This window comes from Shewanella decolorationis (assembly GCF_004354305.1).
Lineage (GTDB): Bacteria > Pseudomonadota > Gammaproteobacteria > Enterobacterales > Shewanellaceae > Shewanella > Shewanella decolorationis.
Genome location: NZ_CP037898.1, coordinates 1,322,224 through 1,338,304, shown reverse-complemented (window position 1 = coordinate 1,338,304; position 16,081 = coordinate 1,322,224). Strand labels below are relative to the sequence as shown.

Here is a 16,081-nt window from a genome sequence, read left to right as displayed (position 1 = left end):
TAAAAGCAAGAAATACGCCAACATCATGTGTTATACAACCAAGTAAAAGATTAAAGAAATTGCCTTAAGAAATATCGAGACAGCTTATCAGGATTCACTGTTGTTTCGAGATTATATTTTTGTTTGTTCTGGCAAGTTGGTGCACGCTAAACGCGAAATAATGCCTCGTTATTCCCCTCAGCGAGGAGCTGCGGTTGTGGCGTCCAAAACTTACTTAAACGTCAACCCCCCTAATATTTAAGTTCGTCAGGAATAGGTTGATTAAGTGGAATGGGTATAGGTTTACGGCCACGCCCTTTTTGATACTGACGTAACTGGAATACATAAGCGAGTACTTGAGCGACCGCAGTAAATAAACCTTCGGGGATCTGCTGATCAAGCTTAGTGGTGTGATAAATCGCTCGAGCCAGCGGCGGCGCTGAAACGATGGCAATATTGTGTGCCCTTGCCACCTCACGGATTTTAAATGCAACATCATCAACACCTTTAGCGATAACAAAAGGCGCAGCAGAACGCTTTACATCGTATTTAATGGCCACGGCATAGTGCTCAGGGTTTACCACAATCACATCCGCATTAGGGACTTCGGCCATCATGCGCCGCTGCGCTAACTCACGCTGCATTTGCCGAACTCGCCCTTTAACCTCAGGTTTACCTTCGGTATCTTTATACTCGTCTTTGACTTCCTGCTTAGTCATTTTTAGTTGTTTGTTGTGGTTCCAGATCTGAAACGGCACATCGATAACCACTATAACTAAAACAGAAGAACAAAGCAGGATAAACATCCACACCAATAAATCCAACGCATGATGGACGTTACCGGGGAGATGATCGGCAGACAGGAGCAGAATATCGTTGAAATAATGGCTGAGTAGCAAATAAGCGGCAATAGCTACCACGGAGAACTTAGCAATCCCTTTGGTTAATTCAACCAAGGCCTGCACACCAAACATCCGCTTAAACCCCGCAATCGGGCTCATCTTACTGGCTTTGGGCATCATGGCTTGAGTGGAGAAGTTCATCCCGCCAAGGGATACGTTACCAATAAATGCCACCACCACAATCAGTAACATAATCTTGAGTAACGGCCAGCCAATCTCGCTCCCCACGACGCCCCATACATTAAACATCTGGTTTGTATCAAAAATTGCCGCGCGGTCCATAGTAAAGACGCGCTCGAATACGTTGGATAGGGCTTTGGCTATTCCAGGTCCGAGCATATATAAGCCTGTCGCCGCCGAGAGTAATACGGTCGCGGTACCTAACTCCTTTGAACGGGCTACCTGCCCTTTTTCTCGCGCCTGTTCGAGGCGCCTCCCGGTGGGTTCCTCGCTGCGTTCGCCGCTACTTTCTTCAGCCATTACGCGTTCCTATCGGATTAGAATATGCCATTGGCTTGACACTGAAGCCCTAAAATATCACACAGCAAAAGCTGTGCCGATGCCCAGACTTCTTCGAAATGAGCCATCACGGGAGTCAAGGTCAACCATAAAATCAGCAGTCCACCAATCATAGTGATGGGGAAACCTATCGAGAAAATGTTCAGCTGCGGCGCGGCGCGGGTCATGACTCCAAAGGATAAGTTAACGAGTAGTAAGGCAATAATCGCCGAGAGCGACATAGTCAGTGCCGCGCCAAACATATAGGAGCCCCATTCCGCCAGCGAGCGATAACTTGTCAAGGTTAATCCTTGATTCGAAATCGGTAAGGTCTCAAAACTGGCGACGAGCATGCGGATCATCAACAGGTGTCCATCGACGGCGAGAAAAATCAGCGTCGCGAGTAATAAAAAGAAGTTACCTATCACTGGCGTTTGTTGACCAGAGCCCGGATCAACCATAGAGGCAAAACCTAAGCTAGTTTGCATACCAATGATCTGACCCGTTAACACAAAGGTTTGCATCACCATTTGGGTCACAAAGCCCATGGCGACCCCAATAATGATTTGCTGAGCGGTAATAAAAACAGCGCTTAAGGAAAAGAGTTCGGCATCCTTAACGGGTGGCAATACCGGCGCAATGGCAAGAGTGATAGCTATAGCAAGAAGCAAACGTACCCGAGTCGGTGTTGTTGCGGCACCAAACACCACCATAACCATCAACATGCTGGCCACTCGAAACAGTGGCCACATATAAGAGGCTATGGTTTGCATTAAGGTATCGAGCAGCAGCTCCATGGACTTAACCTACCACTTGGGGAATGCGGTTAACCATTTCGATAAAGAAATCCATTAGAGTTTGCACTAGCCAATGGCCCATCAACATTAAACCTAGCAAGGTCACAAGTAATCGTGGTAGAAAACTTAAGGTCTGTTCGTTAATTGAGGTCGCCGCCTGGAACACCGCCACAATTAAGCCAATACCAAGCCCCGGCAGCACGATGGCCGAAACCATCATGACAATCACGGCTAAGGCCTCACGGAAAATATCGATTAGAGCTTCTGGCGTCATCGCGAATCTCCGCTCGTCTAACCAAAGCTATTGGCGAGTGTGCCCATTACTAGGCCCCAGCCATCGACAAGCACAAATAGCATGATCTTAAAGGGTAAAGAGACAATCATCGGCGAGAGCATCATCATACCCATGGCCATCAAGATACTGGCTACCACGAGATCGAGTACCAAGAAGGGCACAAACAACATAAAACCAATTTGAAAGGCGGTTTTAAGTTCGCTGGTGATAAAAGCTGGCACCAACACGCTCATTGGCGCTTCTTCTGGGGAATTAATGTTTTGATACCCCGAGATATCAATAAAGGTTTTCAGATCTGTGGTACGCACCTGCCCTAACATAAATGCCCGTAAAGGCTCCTTACCTTTATCGAAGGCCTGTTGCAGCGTGAGTTGCTCATCGATATAGGGTTTTACCCCTTGGTCATAAATTTTGTCGAACACCGGCGCCATAATGAAAAAGGTCATGAACAGGCTCATGCCAATCAAAACTTGGTTAGACGGTGTCTGTTGTAAACCAATGGCTTGGCGCAAAATCGACAGTACTACAATGATGCGGGTAAAGGACGTCAACATAATGACCATAGCGGGGATAAAGCTTAGCGAGGTCATTAGTAACAGAATCTGCATGGTCACCGAATATTCGGTCGAACCATCGGCGGCGGTTTTTACAGTTACCGCAGGCAATACACCATCGGCCGCGCCCACCGATGCGGCAAACAACAGGGTACTAACCCCAATTAAGGTGAGTATGTACTTCATCATTGTTTTAATTTCGCCTGCCGTAGCTTGTCCGCAAAGGAAGTGGACTCAATTTCGATAGGCTCGGCTAATTTATCAATTAAATTAACCTGTTGCCCACTCACACCAAGTAAATACTGCTGCTCACCAACTTGAACCAATACGAGGCGCTCTTTCTGCCCAAGCGATGTAACAGCAAGGGTTTTTAGCACACTGTGATTCGTTGGCACTAAATTAAATCGCCTTAGCAAATAAGCTAAGGCGAAGATGAGCAATAGCACTAAAATAAGGCCGCCAAGCATACTCGCCGCTGCCGCCATTTGTGATGGCTCGGTCACTTTTGTCGTTGCCACTGCACCTTGGTTGGCTACTTCAGCCATACTCGCCTGGGCTGCTGACGCTGCATTGAGAATTACGGATATGCTCATCTCTTTCCTTCAGGCTTATTCTTACTGGCTTAAAATTATTTAAGTTTTTTGATACGCTCAGTTTGACTGATCACGTCAGTTAAACGAATACCAAACTTATCGTTAACCACAACCACTTCGCCATGGGCGATAAGCGTGCCATTAACCATCACGTCTAGCGGCTCACCCGCCACCCTATCCAGCTCCACTACAGAACCTTGGTTAAGCTGCAGTAGGTTACGAATACTGATATAGCTGCGACCGACTTCCATCGAAATCGTCACAGGAATATCCAAAATGGTGTCTAGTTTGGCGGCTTCGGCCTTACTAATTGGCTGCGACTCGTCTACAAGCTCGTCAAGATCAATGGCGTTTGCTTCTTCCAATGCTTGCTCGGCCATGGCCGCTGCCCAATCGTCATCTGTACTCATCTCACTTCACCTTTATAATTCTGATATATCTCTGGCTTTGCCTTTACGTGTCACTAATTGCAGTTCGGACTTAACCGTCTCTGGACGTGGGATTTTTTCGTAAACTTTAAGCGCTAAATTATCGCGTGAACGCCCCATTTTACAGCGATATGTCGGTAAGTCTTCGATTTTCATCATAATGTATTCTGGCAGTTCAACAGGAATAATATCCCCTGCCTTAAAGTTCATGACGTCTTTGAGTGTGAGCTCATGCTCAACGACTGTAGCATCAAAGCCGACCTTTACGTCCATAATCTCGTCATGCAGCGCCTGTGACCAACGCATATCCGTATCTTGTTTATCACTCTGCACACCAGCATCGAGCAGTTCACGGATTGGTTCAATCATCGAATACGGCATAGTGATATGGAAATCGCCGCCACCGCCATCAACCTCGATATGGAAAGAGTTAATCACCACCACTTCAGTGGGACTGACGATGTTCGCCATTGCAGGGTTTACTTCGGAGTCTAGATAATCAAACTCCACATCCATCACGGGTGCCCAAGCATCTTTGTAGTCTTCAAAGATAATCTTAAGCAACAGTTGCACAATCCGACGTTCGGTTGGGGTAAATTCACGGCCTTCAATCTTGGCATGGAAACGACCGTCACCACCAAAAAAGTTATCCACCAAAATAAACACTAAGCGCGCTTCCATGGTAATAAGCGCGGTACCTTTTAAGGGATGAAAACGCACCATATTCAGACTGGTTGGAACGAATAAGGTATGTACGTACTCACCAAACTTAAGCATTTGCACACCGTTAATCGACACTTCGGCCGCACGACGCATCATGTTGAACATGCTGATCCGCAAGTGGCGGGCAAAACGCTCATTCACAATTTCGAGCGTGGGCATACGTCCACGCACAATACGGTCTTGGGAGGAAAAGTCGTAGGAGCGAGCTTCCAGCCCCGCGGCATCATGCTCACTGTCCTCTTCGACGTCATCCACTCCATGTAAGAGCGCATCAATTTCGTCTTGGCTTAATAAATCACTCACAGTATTGTCTTCGCCTCTTTAACGTGCTGAAGATAAAGGGTTATTGCATTACAAACCCGGTAAAGAGTACTTTTTCAACCACTTTACGTCCGGTCACGGATTGCAAGGTATTTTGTACACTCAAGAGCGCTAATTGCCGTAATTCGTCTTTACCTGCCTGAGTACTCAGTTTTTGCACATCTGCCCCGCTAAAGGTGGTTAACAACGCATCCTCAATTAATGGAATATGCTTTTGGGTCAACACGTCATCATCTTGGCCTCGAACCATCAATTGCACTTTAATTTCGACAAGTCGAGAGCGGTCTGGCCCAGGAAGATTGAACAAAAATGGACGTGGCATAGGCACATAAGCGGCCATTGCAGGTTCCGCAGCAGGCGCCTCTGCTTCGGTTTTAGCGCCTTCAGCATCAGCGGGTACTTCATCACTACTACCAAGAAAAAACCACAGAGCACCACCAATTAGTAGGGCAGCTAAAACACCGACCCCAATAAAAATAAATAGCTTCTTTTTACTTTTAGGCGCTTCGGTACTTTCAAGTTCTAATGATTCTTCCTTGGCCATCTTCTGTACTCTTTAATTGGCTAAATGCGGGAATGGATTACGATGCGGATTATAATCCGCTTTATTACTATAGGTTACCTTCTTAAGCGTAATAATCTATACCCGAATTTAAACTAGTTGCTTGATTTAAACCTAAATCTAGCTCTTCTGCCGAGAAATCATCCATATTTCCGCTGCCCGAACCACCCGCTTCGCCAAATCCACCCTCGCGACGTTGACCTTGGTCACCATGGGAAACATGACTGTCAGCCAATTGCATACCTTGTTCCTGTAATAATTCACGCAGGCGGGGAATGGCTTGCTCAACCACATCGCGGGTCTGCGATTGGGTAACATGGAACTGCACTTGCGTTTGGTCGCCATGTACTTGCACTTTAACTAGCATATGACCCAGTTCTGGCGGATCTAACCGAATTTCAGCCTGCTGGATCCCTTGGCTTACCATAGTCACCAACTGCTGTTTCATCACGGGTGAAAAACGCTGGATCATTTCCTGCATTTGGTTTTGTGTCTCTAACCCCTGGCGTAAAGAAAGCTGCACTTGTGGAATATCCTGACGATTTGTTACCTGCGTAGTCAAAGAATGCAATGAGGATACAGGTTTAAATTCAACAGGTTTAGATTCAACGCCCGATGATTCGTCTGTATTGAACGACGTTAAGCGACTATCTTGCTGTGTATCGAGACTGACGGCTAACTTGGCATCCTTTAGTAAAAATCCAGCAGAAATTTCAGCTCGGGAAGGATTTTCTGTAGCAAGATCAGGGTCAATGCTCACAGATCCTAAGCTATTGGAATCTTTAACATTCGAAACAGAAGCTGCATTAACTTGTAATATATCCACATCGCTAGCAGAAGCTTTGATTGATGCTTGATTATCCATAGCTAGAGGTGACATTGCTGTATCGGTCCGTGGTGTAGGCATATTCATCACCTTACCGCTAAGCTCCATCTCTTTTGTACCTAGTTCTTTTGAACCTAAAATAGGCTCTCCATCAATGGGTAAAATATGATTTTCAGGCGGTTTAACAAATTTTTCTGTTCGCTTCCCAGTTAATAGTGATGCATCATCAATCATTTGCGAATCGTCAACTAAAACACCTTGAGCATCGGGTTCCTCCAATGCCACAGCTTTAATATCGACAGAAGGCACCACTTCGACACTATCTGTATCAGTAATATCTTCGATTTTGAGTTGAGGCAACTTAGCTGCGGATTGGCTATTACTTTGCTCAGATATTGATTGGCTAAGAGCTTGTGATGTTGTTGGTTTATCTGTGCCATTTGTTGTTTTTGCAAGGGTTGCATCAGCTTCGACTTCATCAGTGACATTTGATTGGGAAAACCTAGCAAGTTCATCAGAAAAAGAGCCTACAACTATAGATTCTTCAGCAGGAGGAAGTACATCAACAGGTTCATCGGCTTGAGGAAGTGCACTAGATAATATAAAGGAAGATGCTGGTTCTGCATCTTCAGTTGCTATGATATCAGCATCAAGCGGCAAAGCTTCACCCGGTGCTGCCGCTTTCTTCATCTCATTTGCCATCCCAATCTGGGCAAAAATTAAGTTGATATCGGCTTTATCATCGGTATCACTCTCGTCCACATTCGTCTCTGATTGTGACGATTTAACTGGCGCTTCTTGAGAAACTCTAGTTTTCGTTGATGGAGTAGAAGTAGATGTTACTGATGCCAATGCAACAGAAAAATCTTCACTATTAGTATCTTGTGACATCGTCTTGCCAGAGCTTGCACCGTTTTTCGCGCTTGGCGCTAATAGGATATTGTTCATTTGTTGCATATCAGCTCCTAAACATTCGCCCGAGAAAATTCTATTCAGGCAACGTCAATTTATGCGGCTTCTGCCATATCTGGTATAAAGCAAGCAAATAAAATGCCAACAAATGGAGGTTACAGATTTAAGAAACAACTTAAACAAGCAATGGCAAGCTTTGGTTAGGGTTTATTGCGGCGAAAAAACTGTTGGGAAGCAAATTCATCGGTCATCTTTTGCTCTTTCTTCAACTCAAGTGCTTGGCGTTTTTTCTCTTTATTCTCTAAGAGTAGTTCTACCGCCTTGCGTTTCTTTTGCTTCTCGAGCCAATGCTGCTGACGATAATTTTTTTGCTTCTCACCATCGGCGACCACACGATTTTGCTGGGCAATCGCCTCATCGATTTGCCGAATAAAACGGTGAAATTGGTGATAATGACTGGCGCTGATGGCTTGACCTTGCTGTGACTGCATCTGCTTCATGTAGTCCAAGCGATAATTGTTGAGTGCATCCAACTGATTTTGTCGCTTTTGACACTCTAATTGCGCCGACTTTAGCAGTAATGCTGCTTGCTCCTCTGCATCGAGGGCTAATTTTAATACCAGTAACAGAGGATCGGCATTCGCCATAACAGTCTCGATTATTTACATTGCGCCGCGAGTTGCCCAAGCATGACTTGGCTATCGGCAAAACTAAAGGCATCACGCATGGTCTGCCGTAAGAAGGCATTCATCGCAGGTTGCAGGCGTATGGCGTTATCGATTCGCGGATCGCTGCCTTGGGCATAAGCCCCGATCGAAATCAGATCCTTATTCTGCTGATAAAGGGAATAGGTCTGTTTAACGCGGCGCATGGCTTCTAAGTGCTCGTTTGAAATCACCATTGGAGCCACACGGCTAATGGAAGCCTCAATATCGATTGCGGGATAGTGCCCAGAATCAGCCAGTGCACGGGAGAGCACAATATGCCCATCGAGGATCGCCCGAGAAGCATCGGCAATCGGATCCTGTTGATCATCGCCCTCGGTCAACACGGTATAAAATGCGGTGATAGAACCCTGTCCAGGGCCTCCATTACCCGCCCGTTCAACTAAACGCGGTAATTTGGCAAATACCGAAGGTGGATAACCTTTAGTCGCCGGTGGTTCACCCACGGCTAAGGCTATTTCCCGCTGCGCCTGGGCGTAACGAGTCAAGCTATCCATTAATAACAATACGTTATAGCCTAAATCCCGAAAATACTCGGCGATACGAGTCGAGGTTTCACAGGCGCGCAGGCGCATCAGCGGTGAGGTATCGGCGGGCGCCGCCACCACAACCGAGCGTGCTCTGCCCTTTTCCCCGAGGATTTCTTCAATAAATTCTTTAACTTCGCGACCACGCTCACCTACCAGCCCCACTACAATAATGTCGGCCGTGGTACCTCGGGTCATCATACCTAGTAGCACACTCTTACCCACACCTGAGCCAGCAAATAGGCCCATACGTTGGCCCTTACCAACGGTGAGCATGGCATTGATGGCGCGCACCCCCACATCGAGTGGTTCAGTAATCGCACGGCGAGAAAGTGGGTTGATAGCGTTACTGTGCCTCGGCGCCTGTTGCTCAGTCGATAAAGCGCCAAGACCATCTAATGGCACACCATTACCGTCGAGCACTCGTCCGAGCAGGGATAAACCGACATTGAGCCCCGCCTGCTCACCGAGGGGAATAACCCGCGCGCCAGGTAACACGCCGCGTAATTCTTCAATCGGCATCAGATACAACAGCTCATCGTCGAAACCGACAACTTCGGCTACCAACTCTCCCGCCATGGTTTCGATGGAGCACAAGCTACCAACGGGAGCTCGACAACCACTCGCTTCTAAGGTCAAGCCAACAACACGCACCAGTTGACCACTGGCGACGGCTCGAAACGGCGGGACTTTGTCGATGCAATGATTCAGCTTATTCAGCAGTTGATGGCGGCGATTTTGCATCTTCCTCTCCATCATGTTGTTGCTGGTTGCTTCGAGCTTCGTCATCTAACTCGATGGTCGAGGCAATTTTAGCGGAATTTTCCTCGTCAAGGTCCGCTTGGCGCTGTTGTTGCTGATGGCTTAAATGGGATTGCTGGTTACGTAAGGACTCAAAGACCGCATCAATGCGCGAAGATAGGGTTAAATCCACCAACGAGCGTTGGCTGCTGATAATACAGTCTCCCGAATTTAAGCTGGGGTCGGCCTCTAACTGCCACTGATTACGGTTTAATTGGGTACGGGTATAAAGCTGTTCAACCAAAGCGACATCGTCGGGATGCATGCGAATACTGACGCTTTGCTCTTTAATCGGCAATGATTCAACCCCTAAACGCAGCGCAGATAAGATTTGCTCTGGATGAGTCTTAAGTTCATGGCCAATCACCGATTTAGCCAGCGCCATAGCGAGTGTCATTAAGGAGTGCTCAATATCACCATCGAGTAATTGCAGTGGCTTTTCAAACTGACTCAGCAGCCCTTCAAAGCGAGTGACTAATGATTTGGCTTCGGCAAGCCCAGCTTCGAGGCCCTGCTCATGCCCTTGCGCGAGACCTTCTGTATGGCCTTGCTCTAATCCTTCAAGCCTGCCCTGCTCTAGCCCTTCGGCGTAACCTTGAGTCTTGCCTTCGTTAAAACCTTCTTCTTCGGCCTGGGCGCGAATGTCTTCGATTTCCGCCATTGTCGGCGGGGCAACGGTTTCCGCTGACACTGTTTTCGGCGCTTGTTGCGGGCTGTAACCGAACAAGTTAGACATACTCACGTCTTCGGTTTCCGTTACATCGGGTAATTGCCAATGGCTGAACTCGATTTCAGCGTCGCTCACCACCCGATGAGACAATTTGTTGTCGCTATTGTCACTCCGATTAGAGGAACTCATCGCCACCACCGCCGCCTAACATGATTTCACCGCTGTCACTTAACCGACGTGCAATTGACAGAATTTCTTTTTGGGCGATTTCTACTTCGCTGATCCGGATAGGACCCATAGCCTCTAAATCGTCACGCAGCAATTCGGCAGCCCGTTTTGACATATTGCCCAGAATTTTGTCTTTGAGTTGATCGTCTGCGCCTTTCAGCGCCTTCATCAATACATCCTGCTGTACTTCACGCAGCAAGGTTTGGATACCGCGGTCGTCTACATCGATCAGGTTTTCGAATACAAACATTAAGTCTTGGATTTGCTGCGCCATTTCCTCGTCGGTTTCGCGCATGGTTTCCATCAACTGACTTTCGATACCAGTATCGAGGTAGTTCATGATGTTGGCCGCCGCTTTTAGGCCGCCCATCTTCGCTGCCTGCGCGCCACCTTGGCCGGCGAATTGTTTCTCCATGATATCGTTCAATTCCTGCAATGCCGCAGGTTGCACTTCTTCAAGGTTAGCAATACGCATCATTAAGTCTAAGCGGGTATTCTCTGGGAACTGGCCAAAAATCTCCGCCGCTTGGTCTGGCTCTAAATAAGATAAAACAATGGTTTGGATCTGTGGATGTTCATTTTGGATGATAGTGGCAACTTGGCGCGCATCCATCCATTTGAGCGAGTCCAAACCTTTGGCGCCGCTGCCCATGATAATTTGTTCAATCAAATTACCGGCTTTATCTTCACCTAAAGCCGCGGTTAACGCCTTACGGACGAACTCTTCACTGTTAAAACCAATCGAAGAATACTTTTGAATATCATCGAGAAACAGCTTATGTACCCCGATGACTTTTTCCTGACCGAAGTCTTCCATGGCCGCCATCGCCATACCCACCTTTTGCACTTGCTTAGGTTCTAAGTGCTTTAAAATGGAGGCGGCATCGGCTTCACTCAAACTTAACAGTAAAATTGCCGTTTTTTCGATACCGCTGAGATCCTTTACATTAAAGCCTGAAGTTTCAGCGGCATCTTTTGATTTATTCTCAGCCATTGTCTTGTAACCAGTTTTTCACGACTTGGGTAGAAAGCTCGGGCTCATTAGCCACAAGCGCACGGATAGCTTTAATCATATCATCATCTTTATGCAGATTAGGGATAAGAATTGAGCCATCGTCGGCATAACTATACTCTGCTTCTTTGGTATTGAGCATCCCTAAGGTATCGGCGGCGTATTGGTCTTCAATCTCGGCCAACTCATTACCCAATCTTGAATCCTCAGGCATATTTACGCTATCGGGATAGATTAAACGTTTGAGCATTGGACGAACTACCGCAAGGATCAACACTAAGATCACTAACGCACCAACACCTAACTTGACCGCACGCCAAAACCAAGGTTGCTCCCAAAGTTCAGGCGCAGGTACATCTTCAACCAATTGATCCATAAAGGGAACTGTAACAACCTCAAGCACATCCCCACGCTGCGCACTAAAACCTACTGCGCCTTCCAATAAACGACGGATATTTGTTAACTCTTGCTCGGTACGAGCAACACGCGCCACTTGGCCGTTTTCACCAGCGGCGCCCGGTTTAAAGTCCACCGCAACCGATACACTGACGCGGCGTACAACGCCAATTTGCTGACGGGTATGGCTGATCGTGGTGTCTAACTCAAAATTACGGGTCGCTTCTCTGTGCGAGTTACCTGCGGTCACACTTTCTGTTGCCTTGGTCGCATCCTGCGGAATATTAGACTCCATCGGAGGCTGATTCGATAAAGCACCAGGAATACCGCCAGAGGACCCCCCTGTAGAATTATTCTCAACCGTCATTTCACTACGTAATGAAGGTAAATCAGGGTTAAAGCGTTTTGCGGTTTGCTCAACCGCGGTGAAATCCATACTTACATCGACTTGTGAAGTGAAATTATCAGGACCAAGAATGGGTGAAAGAATGGAATCAATTTTAGTGCGGTATTCAGCTTCTTTTTGCTGAACCAGTTCAAGCTCGCGACGAGCTCTTGCAGACACACCATCTTGGCTGCCTGAATTCAGTAAGCGGCCGTTAGAATCGGTGACAGTGACCCGTGAAGGCTCTAAGCCCTGAACCGCAGAAGCGACGATATCCACAATGGCATCGACCTCACCTTGGCCTAAACCGCCACGGCGAGTGTTAATCACAACGGTCGCACTGGGTTGTGAGGTATTGCGGGCAAACACGTTTTCTTTAGGTAGCGCTAAAATCACTTTGGCGCGGCTAACACTTTGTAGCTGTTCGATAGCGCGAGCCAAGTTTTCCTCTTGGCTGTGCTTCAGGCGAGCTTGCTCCATTCTTTGACTTACGCCAAAACCACTGTCTTGGCTAAGATAATCTTGATTTGAAGCCGCGGCACTGTCGATACCCGCACGGCTAAGCATCATTTTTACTTCTTGATACTTATCTTCGGGCACCTTAACAACATCGACTTCTATCTGGTACTTAATTTTATTTTTATCAAGCACATCAAGTACCTGAACCATTTCCTGAGTCTCCATTTTTCCTAATGGACGATACTCAGGCTCCTGTGCCCAGATCATGACAAACACCGCTAATGCCAAACAAATGGCGAGGGCTAAAATCATGGTGATCTGGCGCATCATATCCACACCGCCTAGATTCCCCAACACACCCGATTTATGTTCTTGCTGAACACCTTGGTCCATTGTGCTGGCGTTAGATCCAACAATCATTTCTGTGCTCACGATTCGTACCTGCTAATTTCGTTATTCACTGGCCTAAACAGGCATGCTCATTATTTCTTTATAAGCTTCAACGAGCTTATTGCGCACTTGGACTGTAGCTTCAAAGGCGACACTGGCCTTTTCACGGGCGATAACAGTGTCCGAAAGACTCACTGTAGTATCCCCCATTTCTAATCGGGTTGCGAGATTTGATGAGGTTGACTGCAAGCCACTGACATTACCAATCGCTTGGGAGAGGAGTTGCCCAAAGTCAGCACCGCTGGTGTTATTCACTTGCTGCACAATATTATTGGGTGAAATCCCAAAAGAAGGTTTGATTTCACCTTGAAGTGACTGCATTTCCTGCAGTAATGAATTCGCGCCAATTTGCATGTCGTGCTCCCCATCGTCGAGTTATTGACGATTAAACTCTCTAGATAAACAGGATATGCAAAAGCACGGCCAAGTTTTCACTTAGCCGTGCTAAAAAGAATTTAGGGAATCGTCAAATATGAAATTGCCACAGGGTGACTCAGTGGCAAAGGTACTAGATAAGTTGCAAAACCTGCCTTAGTTAGGCAATTGAATCCCCATATCGCGCATTCTGGCCATCTTGTATCTTAAGGTACGCGCACTGATCCCGAGTTTCTCGGCAACCAACTTACGGCTACCTTGGCATTGCGCTAGGGTTTCGAGAATGATCACATGCTCCTGCGCCTTCAACTCTTCACCTAAACCTTCAGGCTCATTAGCGTATTCGGCTTCATCGGGTGACAGAGGCACATCTTGGGCATCGATAATAATATCGTTGGCGCTAATCACAGCTCCAGCACGTAAAATTAACGCGCGTTGGACAACGTTATCTAACTCGCGCACATTACCTGGCCAGCGGTGGCTGAGTAAACGACGACAAGCAGCCTCATCAAACTCAGGTAAATCCAGCACATTTAGCGCCTTTGCGTGCTTGGCTAGCAAATGCCGAGCTAGGGGCAAAATATCCGCAGGTCGTTGATTCAATGCGGGCCAGGTCAGTGGAAACACGTTTATGCGATAATAGAGATCTTCCCGGAATTGCCCCGCGGCAACTACGGCCTTTAAATCTCGATTCGAAGTGGCAAGCACCCGCACATCTAACTTAATGGTTTTGCGACCACCTAAACGCTCCACTTCACGCTCTTGTAGCACGCGTAGCAGTTTGGCCTGCAGTCCCAAATCCATTTCTGAAATTTCATCGAGTAATAAAGTACCACCCTGCGCTTGCTCAAATTTACCAGGACACGCCTGATAAGCACCGGTAAAGGCGCCCTTTTCATAACCAAATAAGGTCGCCTCAAGCATATTTTCGGGAATAGCTGCACAATTGATGGCCACAAATGCCTGATCGGCACGGCTGCTATGCTGATGAATATAACGGGCTAATACTTCTTTACCTGAGCCGCTTGGCCCTAGGATCATCACAGAGGCATCGGATGCCGCCACCCGCTGCGCCAAGGACAACAGCGCGAGACTCTTTTCATCGGCAACGACTGGTTGATCGCTATTTTGTTTGAGCGGTAAATAGCGGGAAACTTGGTTTAGCAACACCTCAGGAGCGAAAGGTTTTGCTAAATAATCAACCGCGCCCAACTTAATCGCACTGACCGCACTGCCAATGGTGGCATATGCCGTCATCAATAACACTGGCAGCTTGGGGTGATGTTGCTGTAAGTAATTTAATAAGCCTAAGCCACCAATGCCTTGCATCTGCACATCGCTGATCACTAAATCGAACTGATGTTGCTTCAAGGCGATAATGGCTTCCTCGCCGGAGGCCACATCAATACAGTCGTATTGCGCCAACATCAAGGTATCGAGCAATGCCTCACGCAGGGACGCATCGTCTTCGACTAAGAGTAATTTGGCTTCAGACATAGGGTTTCTCCAGCGGCAACACAGTAGCCGATTTAGCCTGCGGGAATGTCAATGACACAGTGCAACCTTTATTGGGCATACAACTCAATTGGATTTGGCCGCCATGATTGCGCACCACTGACTGCACAACGGCTAAGCCAAGGCCCGTTCCTTGCGTTTTGGTGGTAAAGAAAGGCTCCAACACTTTTTGTTGCATCTTGGCATCCAGCCCTTTGCCATTGTCGACCACATTGAGGGCTAACTGCTCGCCGATATCATTAGCAACGATTTGGATCTGCGTTGCTCCAGCTTCAAGGCTATTCATCACCAGATTATTCACGGCGGAACTGAGCGCATTCACATTCGCCAGCATTAAACCGTTGGAGGCATTGGTAACTGTCAATGCTGCGCCGCGCTGAGCCACAATCGGCTCACAGTTCGCAATAACAGTATTAATCACCTCATCAAGGTTAACCAGCTCACCCAATTCATCCTGCCGCCCTTTAGCCATCAGCAGCATATCGTTAACTTGGCGTTCAAGCTCATTGAGTCTATCGACTAACTTTTGCTGAAATTTTGCCTTTGCAGATTCCGATAATTTGGGACTGGCCAGATTCGCAGCATAGAGCAGTGCAGCCGACAGAGGCGTACGCACCTGATGCGCCAACGTCGCGACCATTTTGCCGAGGGCTGATAAGCGCTGCAGATGGGAAAGATTCTTTTGCAGTAGACGAGTTTCAGTCAGATCCGTCAGCACAATTAATTGGCCAGGTTCCGGCGTTAATGGGGTAATCGCCAATTTGACTCGGCGGCCATTACGCAATGACACCTCATGGCCGTCATCTTCCTGCGGTGCAAACGCAGTGTGGATCACATCAATCCAGCGGGCGCCGCATAACGACTGCTCTAGCAATTCCACGGCAACAGGGTTGGCATCGGTGACAATACCGTCACCGTTCAAAATCACCACGCCAGAGGGCATAGCCTGTAAAATATGCTCCATCCGATTGGACATATTGGCGGCCTCACGCAGTTGGTTCCATTGTTTGCTAGTGTGCTTGAATGTTTCAAGTTGCGCTAGTGGATGAGCAGACATAGTCACTCCGTCAAAAAATTGCTTCTGACGGAGTGTTTGCAGATTCTATGCCAAATTAAGAAATGAATTTAGATAGGTAAAACAATAGGAT

At 47.4% G+C, this 16,081-nt stretch carries 17 protein-coding genes; all 17 read right to left on the bottom strand.

What is annotated here, in order from left to right; translation table 11 throughout:
* Positions 1–230 precede the first annotated feature (230 nt).
* The gene (gene flhB, locus EYR25_RS06020) at positions 231–1,361 is read right to left on the bottom strand and encodes a flagellar biosynthesis protein FlhB (RefSeq protein WP_023267141.1); all 1,131 of its coding nucleotides are present in this window, start codon (positions 1,359–1,361) and stop codon (positions 231–233) included.
* A 17-nt stretch (positions 1,362–1,378) separates the two neighbouring features.
* The gene (gene fliR, locus EYR25_RS06015) at positions 1,379–2,176 is read right to left on the bottom strand and encodes a flagellar biosynthetic protein FliR (protein WP_023267140.1); all 798 of its coding nucleotides are present in this window, start codon (positions 2,174–2,176) and stop codon (positions 1,379–1,381) included.
* Positions 2,177–2,180: 4 nt separating this feature from the next.
* Positions 2,181–2,450: a flagellar biosynthesis protein FliQ gene (fliQ, locus tag EYR25_RS06010; protein ID WP_023267139.1), complete on the bottom strand. Its 270-nt coding sequence runs from the start codon at positions 2,448–2,450 to the stop codon at positions 2,181–2,183.
* A gap of 17 nt (positions 2,451–2,467) precedes the next feature.
* The gene (gene fliP / locus EYR25_RS06005) at positions 2,468–3,214 is read right to left on the bottom strand and encodes a flagellar type III secretion system pore protein FliP (RefSeq protein ID WP_011622079.1); all 747 of its coding nucleotides are present in this window, start codon (positions 3,212–3,214) and stop codon (positions 2,468–2,470) included.
* Positions 3,211–3,618 carry a flagellar biosynthetic protein FliO gene (fliO, locus tag EYR25_RS06000; protein WP_133178834.1) on the bottom strand — a complete coding sequence of 136 codons (408 nt, stop codon included), beginning with the start codon at positions 3,616–3,618 and terminating at the stop codon, positions 3,211–3,213. Before fliO ends, fliP begins: the two co-directional genes overlap by 4 nt.
* 35 nt (positions 3,619–3,653) lie before the next feature.
* Positions 3,654–4,028: a flagellar motor switch protein FliN gene (fliN, locus tag EYR25_RS05995; protein WP_011716424.1), complete on the bottom strand. Its 375-nt coding sequence runs from the start codon at positions 4,026–4,028 to the stop codon at positions 3,654–3,656.
* 12 nt (positions 4,029–4,040) lie between these two features.
* A complete protein-coding gene (gene fliM / locus EYR25_RS05990; protein WP_133178833.1) occupies positions 4,041–5,072 on the bottom strand; it encodes a flagellar motor switch protein FliM in 1,032 nt (343 codons plus the stop codon).
* Positions 5,073–5,112: 40 nt separating this feature from the next.
* Complete coding sequence (gene fliL / locus EYR25_RS05985; RefSeq protein ID WP_023267136.1) at positions 5,113–5,634, bottom strand: flagellar basal body-associated protein FliL; 522 nt, start codon at positions 5,632–5,634, stop codon at positions 5,113–5,115.
* Positions 5,635–5,716: 82 nt separating this feature from the next.
* Entirely contained in the window at positions 5,717–7,435 is a 1,719-nt protein-coding gene (locus EYR25_RS05980) for a flagellar hook-length control protein FliK (protein ID WP_133178832.1), read from the bottom strand.
* Between the two features lie 155 nt (positions 7,436–7,590).
* The gene (fliJ, locus tag EYR25_RS05975) at positions 7,591–8,037 is read right to left on the bottom strand and encodes a flagellar export protein FliJ (RefSeq protein ID WP_088211990.1); all 447 of its coding nucleotides are present in this window, start codon (positions 8,035–8,037) and stop codon (positions 7,591–7,593) included.
* A gap of 11 nt (positions 8,038–8,048) precedes the next feature.
* A complete protein-coding gene (gene fliI, locus EYR25_RS05970; protein ID WP_133178831.1) occupies positions 8,049–9,386 on the bottom strand; it encodes a flagellar protein export ATPase FliI in 1,338 nt (445 codons plus the stop codon).
* The gene (fliH, locus tag EYR25_RS05965; protein WP_133178830.1) at positions 9,355–10,302 is read right to left on the bottom strand and encodes a flagellar assembly protein FliH; all 948 of its coding nucleotides are present in this window, start codon (positions 10,300–10,302) and stop codon (positions 9,355–9,357) included. The genes fliI and fliH overlap by 32 nt, the downstream gene beginning before the upstream one ends.
* Positions 10,289–11,335 carry a flagellar motor switch protein FliG gene (gene fliG, locus EYR25_RS05960; protein WP_023267131.1) on the bottom strand — a complete coding sequence of 349 codons (1,047 nt, stop codon included), beginning with the start codon at positions 11,333–11,335 and terminating at the stop codon, positions 10,289–10,291. Before fliG ends, fliH begins: the two co-directional genes overlap by 14 nt.
* Complete coding sequence (fliF, locus tag EYR25_RS05955) at positions 11,328–13,013, bottom strand: flagellar basal-body MS-ring/collar protein FliF (RefSeq protein WP_165953549.1); 1,686 nt, start codon at positions 13,011–13,013, stop codon at positions 11,328–11,330. The genes fliG and fliF overlap by 8 nt, the downstream gene beginning before the upstream one ends.
* A 45-nt stretch (positions 13,014–13,058) precedes the next feature.
* Entirely contained in the window at positions 13,059–13,397 is a 339-nt protein-coding gene (gene fliE / locus EYR25_RS05950) for a flagellar hook-basal body complex protein FliE (protein ID WP_011625692.1), read from the bottom strand.
* Between the two features lie 177 nt (positions 13,398–13,574).
* The gene (locus EYR25_RS05945) at positions 13,575–14,915 is read right to left on the bottom strand and encodes a sigma-54-dependent transcriptional regulator (protein WP_023267129.1); all 1,341 of its coding nucleotides are present in this window, start codon (positions 14,913–14,915) and stop codon (positions 13,575–13,577) included.
* Positions 14,908–15,990, bottom strand: a complete 1,083-nt coding sequence (locus EYR25_RS05940) for a sensor histidine kinase (protein WP_133178828.1) — start codon at positions 15,988–15,990, stop codon at positions 14,908–14,910. Before EYR25_RS05940 ends, EYR25_RS05945 begins: the two co-directional genes overlap by 8 nt.
* Between the last annotated feature and the right edge of the window lie 91 nt (positions 15,991–16,081).